Annotated in this window: 14 protein-coding genes; 3 read left to right on the top strand and 11 right to left on the bottom strand. The window is 60.9% G+C overall.

The features are described 5' to 3' along the window. Positions 1–8: 8 nt before the first annotated feature. From ACR3EN_RS17870 to ACR3EN_RS17860, 3 genes are all read right to left on the bottom strand, one after another. Entirely contained in the window at positions 9–206 is a 198-nt protein-coding gene (locus ACR3EN_RS17870) for a hypothetical protein (protein WP_480843187.1), read from the bottom strand. A 141-nt stretch (positions 207–347) separates the two neighbouring features. After that, positions 348–1,238, bottom strand: coding sequence for a LysR substrate-binding domain-containing protein (locus tag ACR3EN_RS17865; RefSeq protein ID WP_480820635.1), 891 nt, complete (start codon positions 1,236–1,238; stop codon positions 348–350). Beyond that, positions 1,216–1,401 (bottom strand): hypothetical protein, encoded by a 186-nt coding sequence (locus ACR3EN_RS17860; protein ID WP_480918470.1) that lies wholly within the window; start codon positions 1,399–1,401, stop codon positions 1,216–1,218. Before ACR3EN_RS17860 ends, ACR3EN_RS17865 begins: the two co-directional genes overlap by 23 nt. A 99-nt stretch (positions 1,402–1,500) precedes the next feature. Here ACR3EN_RS17860 and ACR3EN_RS17855 point away from each other — a divergent pair, with 99 nt between their 5' ends. Genes ACR3EN_RS17855 through ACR3EN_RS17845 form a run of 3 tightly spaced genes read left to right on the top strand, consistent with a single transcriptional unit; the run spans position 1,501 to position 6,561 of the window. Continuing rightward, complete coding sequence (locus tag ACR3EN_RS17855; RefSeq protein ID WP_480820636.1) at positions 1,501–3,954, top strand: GcvT family protein; 2,454 nt, start codon at positions 1,501–1,503, stop codon at positions 3,952–3,954. 15 nt (positions 3,955–3,969) lie between these two features. Continuing rightward, positions 3,970–5,490, top strand: coding sequence for a trimethylamine methyltransferase family protein (locus tag ACR3EN_RS17850; protein ID WP_480820637.1), 1,521 nt, complete (start codon positions 3,970–3,972; stop codon positions 5,488–5,490). A 21-nt stretch (positions 5,491–5,511) separates the two neighbouring features. After that, positions 5,512–6,561 (top strand): Ldh family oxidoreductase, encoded by a 1,050-nt coding sequence (locus ACR3EN_RS17845; protein ID WP_480843189.1) that lies wholly within the window; start codon positions 5,512–5,514, stop codon positions 6,559–6,561. Between the two features lie 72 nt (positions 6,562–6,633). On the opposite strand, the gene ACR3EN_RS17840 is transcribed toward ACR3EN_RS17845, so the two are convergent. The 8 genes from ACR3EN_RS17840 to ACR3EN_RS17805 all read right to left on the bottom strand — a co-directional run bounded on the left by ACR3EN_RS17840 (position 6,634) and on the right by ACR3EN_RS17805 (position 13,685). Then, positions 6,634–7,383: an SDR family NAD(P)-dependent oxidoreductase gene (locus ACR3EN_RS17840; protein ID WP_480820641.1), complete on the bottom strand. Its 750-nt coding sequence runs from the start codon at positions 7,381–7,383 to the stop codon at positions 6,634–6,636. Continuing rightward, positions 7,380–8,111: an SDR family NAD(P)-dependent oxidoreductase gene (locus ACR3EN_RS17835; RefSeq protein ID WP_480820643.1), complete on the bottom strand. Its 732-nt coding sequence runs from the start codon at positions 8,109–8,111 to the stop codon at positions 7,380–7,382. Before ACR3EN_RS17835 ends, ACR3EN_RS17840 begins: the two co-directional genes overlap by 4 nt. A 3-nt stretch (positions 8,112–8,114) precedes the next feature. Continuing rightward, entirely contained in the window at positions 8,115–9,239 is a 1,125-nt protein-coding gene (locus ACR3EN_RS17830; protein ID WP_480820645.1) for a mandelate racemase/muconate lactonizing enzyme family protein, read from the bottom strand. Continuing rightward, positions 9,236–10,330 carry an alcohol dehydrogenase family protein gene (locus ACR3EN_RS17825; RefSeq protein WP_480820647.1) on the bottom strand — a complete coding sequence of 365 codons (1,095 nt, stop codon included), beginning with the start codon at positions 10,328–10,330 and terminating at the stop codon, positions 9,236–9,238. The genes ACR3EN_RS17830 and ACR3EN_RS17825 overlap by 4 nt, the downstream gene beginning before the upstream one ends. Positions 10,331–10,341: 11 nt before the next feature. Then, a complete protein-coding gene (locus tag ACR3EN_RS17820; RefSeq protein ID WP_480820649.1) occupies positions 10,342–11,445 on the bottom strand; it encodes a mandelate racemase/muconate lactonizing enzyme family protein in 1,104 nt (367 codons plus the stop codon). 37 nt (positions 11,446–11,482) lie between these two features. Continuing rightward, positions 11,483–12,034 (bottom strand): TetR/AcrR family transcriptional regulator, encoded by a 552-nt coding sequence (locus ACR3EN_RS17815; protein ID WP_480820651.1) that lies wholly within the window; start codon positions 12,032–12,034, stop codon positions 11,483–11,485. A gap of 167 nt (positions 12,035–12,201) precedes the next feature. Next, on the bottom strand, positions 12,202–12,822 hold the full coding sequence (locus tag ACR3EN_RS17810) for an HD domain-containing protein (protein ID WP_480820653.1): 621 nt from the start codon (positions 12,820–12,822) through the stop codon (positions 12,202–12,204). Continuing rightward, positions 12,819–13,685: a phytanoyl-CoA dioxygenase family protein gene (locus ACR3EN_RS17805; protein WP_480843191.1), complete on the bottom strand. Its 867-nt coding sequence runs from the start codon at positions 13,683–13,685 to the stop codon at positions 12,819–12,821. Before ACR3EN_RS17805 ends, ACR3EN_RS17810 begins: the two co-directional genes overlap by 4 nt. Positions 13,686–13,735 lie beyond the last annotated feature (50 nt).

Below are 13,735 nucleotides of genomic sequence, written 5' to 3'. Positions count from 1 at the left end.
ACCTCGAATCAATTGATCGCATACGTATGCTGGTTATTTTTTATGATGAACGTCAATTCTCTTGGTTGATTGAGCGTTTCGATCAAAAGCTGAACTTGAACAGCGCCAAATAAGGCTAACTGGGCCCATCCGGCGCTGCCTTTTAAAATCGCATACGAATGCAAATCGTTCAAGGCCAGTGCAGCTGCCCGTTTTGCGCGACCCAACCGTTTTGCGCCCGACAGATACTATCTGTCGCTTGAAGCGACCGATTGGACGAACGCGATCCTGGGTCGCGGTCCGGTCTGCGTCGCCCAACAGCTAGAGGGTAGGCCCAAACGGCCTCCGCGGTGGAGGAGGCCGACGCGTCATGCCCCACTCCAAACTATCGGCCTCTGACGCTCGGGGTGATCGGCCTCGGACAGCCAGTCAAACAGCACGCGCGCGCGATCCGAGGCCTGGTTGTGCAGAATAACATAGAAATCCAGCGGCGAGGAAACGGTTTCGGGTATCAGCTTTACCAGCTTGCCCGCTGTGACCAATTCAGCCGTTAACCCTTCCCATCCCAGCACTGCCCCCATGTCGTCCTGCGCCGCCTGCAACGCGATGACATAATTGTTGACTCGATGTGCGGCGTTCAACTGTGCTGTGTGACCGAGTGCGCGCAGCCATTCCTGCCAGTCGGTCCAGCCGCTGTCCGTCGCTTCCAGATAGATCAGGGGGATGTGCGCAATATCTGCGGCGGTCTTGATCTGGTGCTGTTCGGCAAAACGTGGACTGCCAAGAGCCATGATCTGGTCGTGAAACAAGGCACGACAGAGGCCGACATCCTGATCCATGTGCCCGTAATGGATACTCAGGTCGCAATCCGTTGGGCTGATATCCTGATCACTGACAATTTGCGCCACTGAGATATGGGGATGGCGTTTCCAGAACTGCGCCAGCCGCGGGGTTAGCCAAAGCGAACTGACCGCCGTCGTCGATCGGATTGTGACGGACGAGCGGCCGTGATGCGCTCGCAATTGGCCTATCGCCTCATTGATCCCTTCAAAGCCGCGCTGTAGCGCAACCAGCAGATAAGCGCCGCTCTCAGAAAGTTCGACCCCGCGATGAAATCGGTGGAACAGGTCGCACTGCAGCTCCTGCTCAAGACCTTTGACCTGATGGCTGACCGCTGCAGGGGTGACGTTCAACTCTTTTGCTGCTGCTTTAAAGCTGACATGACGTGCGGCGGCCTCAAAGCTGACCAGTGAGGTCATGGGGGGCATGTTGTAAGGCCGTTTGGGCAATTTCACCTCGCATGGCAAGCATCACAGCATCTTGATTTTCAATTGCGGTGCGGCGTTCAGCATTACTTGAGTTAATGCAAGATGAGATTTTTGCAATTGCGTAAAGTGCCGTATCACTCAGAATAATCCGCATTCACAAACGGCGTTGTGATAAGGTGCCGGTCGACCTCCGTGCAAATATGAAACCAGTGGTGACGTGGGTGTTGCCAATGAGCTTTTGAAGGAAAACAAGATGAAGTCGCATGCGAAAGTTGTGGTTGTCGGCGGCGGGTGCGTCGGGGCCTCGATCTTGTATGGGTTGACCGAGCATGGATGTTCGGACGCAGTGATGCTTGAGCGCACGACCCTGACATCGGGCTCGACCTGGCATGCGGCGGGGTTGTTGGTGACGTTTGTACGCTCGCACAACGTGTCGAAGATGACGATGGAAACCATCCGCATCTATACCGAGGTCGAAGAGAAGATGGGCAGTTCGGTCGGGCTGCGAAAGGTGGGCCAGCTGCGGGTCGCCAATACGCAGAAACGCTGGGATGAGTTCCAGTCTTATATCTCGATCGCCGAAGCCGCAGGTGTGCCCTGCAAACTGCTGACGCCCGAGGAAATCGCTGAGGTTCACCCTCTGCTGAACCAGAGCCCCGATATTCGCGGTGGCATCCTGCACACCGAAGACGGCTATGTGAACCCGGCCGATATCACCATGGCGCTCGCCAAGCTGGCCCGCGATGCAGGCGCCAAGGTTTATCAGAACACTGAGGCGCAGGCCTATGAGAAGCTGGACAATGGTCATTGGAAAGTCACCACCAATCAGGGCGATATCACTTGTGAACACCTGATCTTTGCCACCGGGAACTATGCCCGTGAAAACGCGCGCAGGGTGGGGCTGGACCTACCTTGTATCCCGATCGTGCACCAATACTGGACCACCGAGACGGTGCCGCTGCTGAAAGAGCGCAAGGCGCAGGGACTGCCCGAATTTCCGATCTTGCGGGATGAGGATTACGGCGCCTATCTGCGCGAGGACGTGGGCGGCATCCAATTCGGGCCTTATGAGTTTACCAAAGACCTCAAACTGTTTGCCGAAGATCGCGTGCCGCCCGATTTCGGGGCGGATCTGCTGCCCGAGGATTTCGACGCGGTGGAAACCCAGTGGGAGCGCGCCATCGAACGGGTGCCGACCCTGGGCGAGGTTGGCATCAAGGCCAACACCCGCGGCCCATTCCAGATGACCCCGGATGAACTGCCTCTGGCCGGCCCCGCGCCGGGGCACGAGAACCTTTGGCTGGCCGAAGGCATGCCCGGAGGCATCCTCTGGGGCGGCACCGTGGGCAACCGTCTGGCCAAATGGATCGTGGATGGCGATCCGGGTATGGACATGTCCGAGCTCGACCCGCGCCGGTTCTCGGACTATGCCTCCAAGCGCTGGACCATGGACAAGGTGCGCGAGACATGGGGCACCCATATGGATGCGCATGTCCCGGGCGAGGACTTTCCTGATGCGCGCCCCATGAAGACTGTAGGCTCATACGATCTGCTGACCGCCCATGGTGCGGTCTGGACCAGCTTTAACGGCTATGAATTCCCGCGCTGGTTCGCTGAAACGCCGGAACAAGCTATCCCGGAACACAGCTTCCGCCGCACCAACCACATGGAACGGGTGCAGGAAGAGGTGCGCCGCACACGGGAAGAGGCCGGGTTCATCGAAATGTCCCCGATGACCAAATTCACCGTCCGCGGGCCGGGGGCGGCCAAGTGGCTGGATGGTCTAATGGCCAACAAGCTGCCAAAGGTGGGGCGGATGACCCTGTCGCTCATGCTGAACGACAAGGGCGGAATGGATGCGGAATACACCATCGTGCGCTACGCCGAGGATGATTTCTATCTCATCTCCACCCCGAACTGGCGCGCCTACAACTGGGATCAGCTGCAGCGCGTGCTGCCGCGCGATGGCTCGGTCGTGGTCGAGGATGTTTCGGAACAGCTGGGCGTGATCGCTCTGGCCGGACCCAAGGCGCGGGATATTCTGCAGCCGCTGACCGATAATGACCTGTCGAACGAGGCCTTTCCGTGGCTCTCGGCGCAAATGGGCGAGGTGGGCTATGCCAAGGGCGTACACCTGCTGCGCGTGTCCTACACTGGTGAGCTGGGCTGGGAGCTGCACCATCCGGTCGGCTATAACCGTCACCTTGTCGATTTGCTGTTGAAGGCGGGTGTGAAACCCTTCGGCCTAGAAGCGCTTGACTCCATGCGGCTCGAGAAATCCTACCGTGCCATCAATCGCGAGATCTGCAAGGACCTGACCCCGTATGAAGCCGATCTGGGCCGGTTCGTGGCTATGACCGAGAAGATCGGCGGGCAGGTGGTCGAGCGGGACTTCATCGGTAAAGCCGCGCTGCTAAAGCAGCAGGAGCAGGGCGGATACAACACACTGGTCACGCTGAAACTGCCGTTTTGCGATACCTCGGTGATGTTTGACGAAGGCGTTTATGCCGATGGCAACCTGATCGGGCGCGTCACCTCGGGGGGGTTCTCGTATTACTGCAACCACGACATCGCGATGGCGCTGGTGCCGCAGGGCATGACAGCGCCGGGCACCAGAATGCAGGTGCTGGTTCACAATGAAATGCGCGACGCCGAGGTGATCGACACCTGTGCCGTCGACCCAACCAGCGCCCGTGCGCGCGCCTGATCCGGAGGATTTGATATGGCAGAAGTCAGAGCTCGCTCGGGCCGCGGTGGTGGACGTGCGGCGCGGGTTCAGGCCCGTACCAACCCGCCCCCGGTTTATCTGTCGACGCTGAACCGGAAGGTCGGTCCGATCGATCTGCTTGGCCCGGAAGGGGTCGAGAAAATCCACAATGCCGCGATGACCATTCTTGAAACCACGGGCATTGAATTTCGTGATCCCGTCGCTCTCGCTGACTGGAAGAAATACGGTGCAGATGTCGAGGGCGAACGGGTCCGTATCGGGCGCGAGATGCTGATGGACCTGATCTCGGCGGTTCCGTCCGAATGGGGCTATGCGGCGCGCAATTCCAAACGCTCGTTGCGGGTAGGGAACCAGTATTCAGTGTTCGCCAATGCTTATGGTGCGCCGTTTGTCTACGGTCTCGACGGGGTGCGACGGCCCTCTGTGCTGGAGGATGCGCATAACTTCTTCAAGCTCAGCCAGATGAGTCAGTCGATGATGGTGCCCGGTATTCTGCCGGTCGAGCCACAGGACGTCCCGGTTCCGCAGCGTCATCTGGCACTGGTTCACGCCGCACTGACGCTGACCGACAAACCAATCATGGGCTCGGTCCTGTCAGAACAGGCCGCGCGGGATTCGGTTGAGATGACGCGCATCGTGTTTGGTGAGGAGTTTGTCGACGACAATGTCGTGATGGCCGCGCTGCTGAACTGCAACACGCCATTGGTCTGGGATGAGACCATGTTGCAAAGCTTGCGGGTCTACGCGGCTGCCAATCAGCCTTGTCTGCTATCCCCGTTCGTTTTGGCCGGGGCCAGCACTCCGGCCAGCCCTCAGGGCGGTGTGGCGCTTCTGATCGCAGAGTCGTTGGCGGGGATGGCTTATAGCCAGATCATCCGACGCGGAGCACCGATGGTACTGGGCGTGGCGATCATGGGTGTGTCGATGAAAACCGGCGCGCCGATGATGGGTTCACCCGAACCGGGTCTGATGAACCTGCTGGTGGGTCAGATGGCACGCTTCTACGGCGTGCCATGGCGAACCTGCACCATGTGGACGGGATCGAAATCCCCGGATATGCAGGCCGCGTTTGACACAGCCAACACCATGTGGCCAGTGTTGTTGGGGGGTGCGAACTATATCGTGCATTCGGCTGGTTTTCTTGAGGGTGCATTGGGCGTCAGCTATTCGAAATGGGTACAGGATGCGCTGCAGCTGGAGAACTTCCACCGCTTCTTTAGCGGGTTGCAGGATGAAAATCTGGACGCGCTGCTGGGCGACATCGATCAGATCGGCCCCGGCGGGCACTTCCTGGGCACAGATCATACACGCGAAAATCCGATGCACATGAACCACTTGCAAAACAACGACAGTTTTGAACAGTGGGAGGCTGAGGGCTCAAAAACCGCGGAAACCGTGGGCACGCAAGAGGCCGAGCGGATGCTGCGAACCTATGTTCAGCCGCCGATGCCCGACGATCAGCGCGGCGCGCTGGACGCGTTCGTCGCGAAAAAACGCGCGGAATACAGCGCCTGACACGATAGAAGGGGCATCTAGGTGCCCCTTTTGACCACGCAAGGACAGGATAACAAGATGACCGAAGGCTCGACGAAAACGCTCTCACTCGAAGAGGTCAAGGAACTGGCCAAATCTGTGCTTTTGAAGGCGGGTCTGGATGCGCATAGCGCGGAGGTTATTGCAGAGCTTGTACAGATGTCTGAACGCGATGGCCCACGCAGTCACGGGCTGCGGTTGTTGCCGGTCTATGTGCAATACCTATCATCGGGCTATGCCAACCCGGCGGCCGCGCCGACGATCAGCCGCATTGCGCCTGGCGTGCTGCGCGGCGATGGCGATAACGGGTTCTATCAGGTTGCTGCATTGGCGGCGCAAAACGAGCTGATCGCACTGGCGCGCGAAAATGGGATCGCGGCCTTTACCTGCGCCAATTGCCACCATCTGGGCGCGCTGCGCTTTGATACTGGTCCACTGGCCGAGGCGGGTCTGGTCGCTTTGGGCGTCGTTAACTCGCTGTCCATGGTCGTGCCGCAGGGCGGCGTGCGTCCCGTCTTCGGGACCAACCCGATGTCCTTCGCCTGTCCGCGCGAGGGCGCTGAACCGGTGGTTTGGGATCAAGCCTCATCAATGGTGGCGCTGATGGATATCAAACTGGCTGCTGCCGAAGGGCATGACCTTCCGCGTGCTGCCGGTCTTGATGCCGAGGGTCAACCCAGCACCGACCCAGACGCCATTCTTGAGACCCGCAGCCTATTACCGTTTGGCGAGCATAAGGGGGCGGCGATCGCTTTCCTGATCGAGGTCCTCGGCGCGGCGCTGGCTGGTGGTACCCTTTCGGTGGACAACGCGGATCGCGAAGCACATGGCGCGCTGAACATCAAAGGCGGCGCAACTCTGATCGCGATTGATCCCAAGCGCTTCGGCAATGCGGCGTTCGATGACTATGTCAGGCGCATCTGCGCCGAGATTGACGGTAACGGAGCCGCCCGTGTGCCCGGCGACGGTCGATTGAAAAACCGTGCGCATTCAACCGCGCAGGGTGTTGGCGTCAGCTCTGAATTGTTGATGCAGTTAGAGGCGCTTCGGTAATCATCCATGAACCCCACGTCGAGCGGCCACTTCACGCGGCAGGCACCGGTGTGCATTTTCTGGCTGATTGATTCAGAGACGCGAAGATCTGGGCAAGCTCAACTGGGCCATCCGCCCCCCGTCGATCGTGTAGATCTGCCCAGTGATAAAGCCGCTTTCCTCGGCGGCCAGAAACGCCGCCAATGCGGCCACTTCTTCGGGCCTACCGGTGCGCGCGACCGGGTGAATCTGACCTATATCCCGGCGAAACGCATCCGGGTCTGGCATTGAGTCGACAAAGTCGAGGTTCAACTCGGTGTCGATCCAGCCCGGAGCAATCGCGTTACAGCGGATACCTTCGGCCCCGTGATCCACCGCCACGGCGCGGGTCAGCCCGTGCAGCCCGGCTTTGGAAGCGCAATAGGCCGCGTGGCCGGGATTGCTGCCCAGCCCCTCGATCGAGCCGGTATTGACGATACTGCCCTTTGTCTTGCGCAGATGGGGCAAAGCGGCCTGGATCATCAGGAAGGGCGCAGTCAGGTTGACGGTCAGGTTTTTCTGCCAGTCATCCAACGTCATCTCTTCGACGCGGGCCTCCTGCATCATCCCGGCATTGTTGACCAGAACGTCCAACTGCCCGGCGCGGGCGATGACCTCGGCCACCACCTGTGCCGGCGCGTTTGGGTCGGTGAAATCCGCTGCGATCCCTTCGAAGTGATCATCGCCACCACGCTGGGCGGTAAAGACGCGCGCGCCCTCCTCCGTCAGCCGTGCCGCGATGGCCTGCCCGATCCCGGAGCGCCCGCCTGTAACCAGCGCAACCTTGCCCTTAAACCGCCTCATGCGACCGGCTTCCCGCCATTGACCTCAACCAGCGTGCCGCACATATAGCGCGCCGCATCCGAGGCGAGGAACAGGACTACATCGGCAATATCCTCAGGCTCGGCGATCCGCCCAAGAGGCACGGTCTTACCCAGTTCAGTCACGGCCTCGTCTGGATCAAACCCGCGCTTGGCAAAGCCCGAGCGCAGCATCGGCGTGTCGACCTCATTCGGGCAGACAGCGTTGATGCGGATGCCCTGATGCGCGTGATCCATCCCCATGCATTCGGTCAGCGAGGCAATCGCCGCCTTGGTCATGCAATAAAGCGCATGGTTCGGCCCCGGCGCCTTGCCGCCCCAACACGAAGCGGTGTTGACGATGGCTCCACCGCCCGCCTCGGCCATCAGTGGAATGGCAGCGCGGCAAATCCGAAACGGAGCCTCGACATTTACTCCTAAGGACAGGGTCCAGTCGGCGTCCGAGGTCTCGGTCACCGGGCCGCGCGTGATGACGCCGGCATTGTTGATGACGATATCGAGGCCGCCCAAAGCCTGCTGCGCACTGGCAGCCAGTTGGTCGCAATAGGCCGGGTCCAGTAGATCGCCGGGCAGATGCGCCTCGGCCGCGATGCCGTCGGTCGAGCGATCCGCAACCGCGACCCGAGCGCCCTGCGCGCGTAGCTGTTTGACGATGGCCTGCCCGATCCCTCCGGCCGCACCAGTGACGAGGGCGTTTTTGTCCTGAAACATGCCTTAGTCTTCCCAGATTGCGACGGCCTGCCCCAGCAGGTCCCTGTTCATTGTCACGCCAAGGCCCGGCGCATCGGGCGGCAGAACGCCACCGTTTTCGATTGGGGCGTCAAACGCCCCGGTCTGGATCGTCACCATGTCGCGCGGGTCCAGAACGCAGCGCAGCAGCCGTTCGGGCACAGTCGCACCCATATGGAAGATCGACGCGGCAGACAGGGTCGACCCCACCGTGTCCTGCACACTGATCGTCAGCCCCGCAGCGCGGCAGATATCGCGGTGACGGCGGGCATGGGTCAGCCCCCCGGCTTTCGAGATTTTCAGCCCGATGCCATCGGCCACGTCCAGCGCCACCAGCTTGGCGATATCGCCATCCTCTTGCGCCAACTCGTCCAGAATGATCGGCACGTCGCAACGCTGGCGCAGGGAAAGCGTCTCACGCCATGTGGCACAGGGGGCCTCCAGCACGAAATCCAGCCCGTTCGGCAGGGCGCGGAGCATACGCAGCGCGGTTTCCGGGATCAGGCCGCCATTGGCGTCAACGATGAAGTACTCACCCGGTTGCCGATCCGCCAATGAGGCCGCGATGCGTTCGGCGTCCAGCGCCGGGCCGCCTTCGGAATCCAGCGCGCCGACCTTGATCGAATGACCCATATACCCCATCGCGCGGTGGTGCGCGACGCGGGCGCGCATGTCCTCGGGCGTGCCCGCGTAGATCGAGCTGATCGCGGGCAGGCGATTGCCCGTCGCGCCGCCCAGCAGTTTATAGACCGGCAGGTCAACCGATTTGCCGAACAGGTCCCAACAGGCCAGATCAAGGGCCGATTTCGCGTGGTTATGGCCCAGCAGCGCCTCATCCATGGCATCATTGATCCGGTCCGCATCGCGCGGGTCACGACCGATCAGATAGGGCGCGATTTCCTCGACCCCGGCACGGGCACCCCGCGCATGGGCGGCGATGTAGTTCGGGCCGAAGGGCGTGGATTCACCCCACCCCTCGGTCCCGTCATCGGCAGTGATACAGACGATGACGCTGTCAAACCCGGTGTAAATGCGCCCGCCGGACAGCTCGTAAGAGCCGCCCGCATAGGGCAGATGCAGTTCAAAAAGCTCGATCTTACGGATTTTCATGAGGCCACCTGCGGCGGGATCAGCACCAGCTGCCCGGTATGTGTTTTGGTCAGAAACTCTTCCTGCGCTGTCGCGATCTCGCTGAGCGGGTAAGTCTTGGCGACGACGGGGCGGATTTCCCCTGCCTCGATGTATTTCACGAGGTTTTCGAACACGATGTCCTCCTGAAAGGTACAGCCAAACAAGGTGAGGTCTTTGAGGTAGAGCGTCCGCACGTCGATTTCACAGATCGGCCCGGCAATGGCCCCGGCGGTCGCATACCGCCCGCCCCGGCGCAGCACGTCCAGCAGGCTGGGCCATTGCGGACCGGCCACCAGATCGACCACCACGTCGATCGAGCCCTCACCCAGTTCAGCCACCAGATCGGCGTTGCGGTCCAGCGCGCGATCGGCGCCCAAAGCCCGAACGGCCTCGGCCTTTGCGGGTGAGCACAGCGCGATCACATGCGCGCCGCGCCGTTTCGCCAGTTGTACCGCAGCCGAACCAACACCGCCCGAGGCACCGGTGACCAGCACGGTCTCGGCCCCGACGCTGGCGCGGTGCAGCATGCCTTCGGCTGTTGAATAGGCGCAGGGGATGGCGGCCAGTTCTACATCCTCCCAGTCGCAATTCACCGCGTGGGTTTCCTGCGAAGGTGCGACGCAGAATTGCGCAAAACCCCCGTCGCATTCACTGCCGATGGTCCAGCATTCATAGGGGCGGTAGTCGACGTAAGTCCGCAGCATGTTGCGCACGATCACACGCTCACCAATGCGTGCCGGGTCGACCCCATCACCTATGGCGGTAACATAGCCACAGACATCGGCGCCCTGAATGCGAGGGAAGGTCAAGGGCGTACCCGACCAGCTGGCATCGTCATCGTCCACCGTCTCAAAACCCGAGGCACCGCCGGTATTGGTGTCTTCGGTGACAGCCTTAGAGTACCAGCCGATCCGCGTGTTGATGTCGGTGTTGTTCACTCCCGCGGCAGCGACCCGGATCAGAACTTCTCCGCGCCCCGGCTTCGGGACCGGGACGTCCGAGCGGTAGTCCAGCATCTCGATACCGCCATGGCCGGTCAGTTGGACCGCGTGCATGGTTTCGGGGATCATGGGGGCTTTCCTTAGAAAGAGGCGACGGGCGCGCCGAATAAGCTCTCATCCGGGGCGATACCTAAGCCTGGACCGGTTGGGCGCCGAATGTGGCCGCCCTCGATCCTGATGCCGTTTTCGGGGTCATAGTTGCCCTCGATGTACGGAGCAGCAAGCCATGCGCCCTCCATCAGCGTCGGACGTACGGTGGATGCGATCTGCGTGCAGGCGGCGGCGATGATGTCCCCGCCCCAGCTGTCATCGCAGGTATGCGGTAGATTACGCGCCTCGCAGATGTCGCGGAAGGTGCGCATGTTCTGAAGGCCGCCGATCCGGGTGATTTTCATGCCAAACCCATCCACCAGCCCGGTCCCGGCGGCCGAGATCACGGTGTTCAGGTCGACGCTGTTTTCGTCCATGTAGATGCCATGCGTCACCTGGGGGCGGATCTTTTGCAGGTCCTGATATGTGTTGCAGGGCTGCTCCATGATGAACGGCACATCCGGGCATTCGCGGCTGACGCGCAGCGCATCGCGCGTGGTCCACCCTCGATTGCCATCGACCGCGAGGCGCGTGCCAGTTCCGCCGATGACGTCCCAAACCTTGCGGATGGTCTCGATATCGATTTCGACAGGGCGTCCGCCAACCTTGATCTGCAGGCGTGGATAGCCCTCGGTTAGCTTTTCCCGCGCAAGACGCGCGATGTCGTCCGGGGCTCCGACGCCGGTGGCGTAATAGGACGGCACCCGATCCGTCTGCGCCCCGCCCAGAAGGTCAGCCACGTTGACGCCCAGCCTTTTGCCGATCAGGTCATGGGCGGCAATGTCGATGGCCGCCTTGGCATAGTTATGCCCGTTCAGCAGCCCGTTCATCTTATGATGCAACGCGACCGGCCAGAGGTCGGCCCCAACCAAACCCTTGCCCATCTCAGTCAGTGCGGCGCGGGCCCCGCCTGCGTGCGCCTCTGCATAAGTGGGCCCAACCGGGCAAGTCTCGCCCCAGCCCTCGATGCCATCGTCAGACACCAGCTTCACCAGCGTGGTGTCCAGCGCCCAGACCTCGGCATTGGCCATGGTGTAGGGGCCGTTCTTGACCGGCAGATCATGTGCGTAGATGTGGATTTCCTTGATCTTCATGTCGGTACCTTTGTCGTTCGCCGGATGGAGCGCCGGCCTATGGAATATTGGCGTCGGCCAACAGCGCGCGGGCGCAGCGCATCGTTGCGGTGGTTGCAGCTTCAACGCCAAGTAGCCGGGCGCTTTCGGTCAGCCCTTCGTGCAGGATGAACAGAGCCTCGGACAGCGCTTCGATATCGCTGTCGGGGGCGACACGGGTCAGCCGTGCGCGGAACATGTCGCGGACATGTGCCTTGTGCGTCTCGACCGCCGCGCGGATGGGCTGGCTTTCGGGATAGGCCGCCAGTGCGTTCCGAAACAGGCAGCCGGTGTTGGACACATCGCGCAGCCAATCGGACAGGCGCACCAGCACATGCATAACATGATCCGCACCCTTGGCCTGATCCTGACCGATCCATTCGGAATACGCCGCATCCCGATGGTTCAGCGCTCCAATCACCATTGCCTCGCGGCTGGGAAAATACTTGTAAAGCGTCCGCAATGAGACATTTGCCCCCTCGCGCAACGCCTCGACCCCCTGCGTCGCAAAGCCCATTTCCGAAAATTGGCGGTCCAGAGTCCGCGCGATCTGAAGTTGAGTGTTCGTCATGCCTCAGGGTAGAGCGATCATTCTACCCTGAACTTGAAGATTTACGACATTAGCGTTCATCTGGCCGACAAAATGGGCTATCGCGACTGCCAGCCCCCGGTAAAACGCGGGCCAAAACAGACGTCCGGCAGAACCGGTTTCCTTAACCCGTCACCGCGCAACGAGATTTAACTCTGGTCTTTGCTCAACTGACCGGGCAGATCGGTGATTTCATTTTCTCGGATGACGTCCGGATCATAGGCTGTGCGTCCGAACACTTCGCGTACCATCGGTTCAAAGGTCTCTAACGGCTCCATGGCGTAGTCGGGGTCGAAGCTGGACTGGTCCCAATGCTCGCAAAAGGCAGCGCAGGTGTCGAACAGCGGGTGATCACGATACCGTTCGCGTGCGTTGCGATCCCATCCATAGTGGTGCCCATAGTAGAGCGTCTGGAAGATACCGTGATGTTCGACGGTCCACGAGACCTCCCATCGAACGAAAGGTCGGATCACCTCGGCGGACATACGGTCATGGTTCTGTGGGGCCAGACCGTCGCCGATATCATGCAGCAGCGCACCCACAACCCAATCGATATCAACGCCGTCTCTGAGCGCGCGGGTTCCCGATTGCAAACCGTGCTGCAGGCGGGTGATCGGGTAGCCCTCCAGCGTGACCTCGCCCGCACGGCGCAGTTCGTCCAGCACCCGGTCTGCCGTCAGCGCAAGGAAGGGTTTTTCGAGCCGCTCTAGCAGCTCGTAGTCTTCTTTGGTGCCGTCTTTCATTGCTGTGAAACTGACCGTTTCGCTCATGTGTTGTCTCCAGTTGCATATAGGCCGACTGCCTGCTCGGCACCTGCGGCAAGGGTTGACGCCTGACCCGCGAGAATCTTTTGATAGAGTGCCAGATCGGCTGGATGAAACAACCCGCGGGGGCCTGCGATACATTCCCAGCCACCCGCCGGGGTTTCGCCACGCACGGGCATCGCCCAGTCCCGCCCCGGTGCATGTTCGCGCACCGCCGGTGTCACATAGCGGATGGCCAGGCCGATCCGACGATCATCGCTGGCATTTGCGCCCGAGGCATGAAAGCAGCGCCCGTGATGCAGCGACATCTCGCCAGGCTTCAAGGGACCATGTTCGGCTCTGCTTTCATCGACGCTTGTGATGGATTGTCCGCGCGATAGCAGATTGTCTTTGGCAAAGGTGTCCTCATGCTCGGCGATCCCGCCTTTGTGGCTGCCGGGAATAAAGCGCATGCATCCTGCCTGTACGGAAACGTCGGACAGCGCGACCCAAGCGGTCACCTCGTCATCGGTTTCGCCCATCCCCCAATACGTGATGTCCTGATGCCACGAAACTGTCTGAGCGCTATGGGGCTCTTTGATGAACAATTCGACCGACCAGGCCAACAGGTCTGGCCCAAGAACACCTTCAACCGCATCCAGAATGGCCGGTGTTCGGGCAAGCCCGGCCAGAAGGGGGATCACCACGTGACCATTGACGCGAAAGAACTGCGTCAGATCATAGCCGCCGGCCCCATCAGCATGGTCTGCTTCAAGCGCTTCGATCTGGCGGCGCAGTTCTGCGACTTCGCTTTCTGAGAACACCGGCAACCCAGCCACGAACCCGTTTGTACGATAGCTGTCGACATAGTCTGGCATCGAATCTCGCATCCTGTCCTCCCTTGGTGCTGGATTCAGCCTATTCGGCCCATGTTGTGAGA

The organism is Ruegeria sp. G7 (assembly GCF_056535465.1).
The sequence above is the reverse complement of the archived record's forward strand: the minus strand, read 5'-3'. Positions and strand labels throughout refer to the sequence as shown.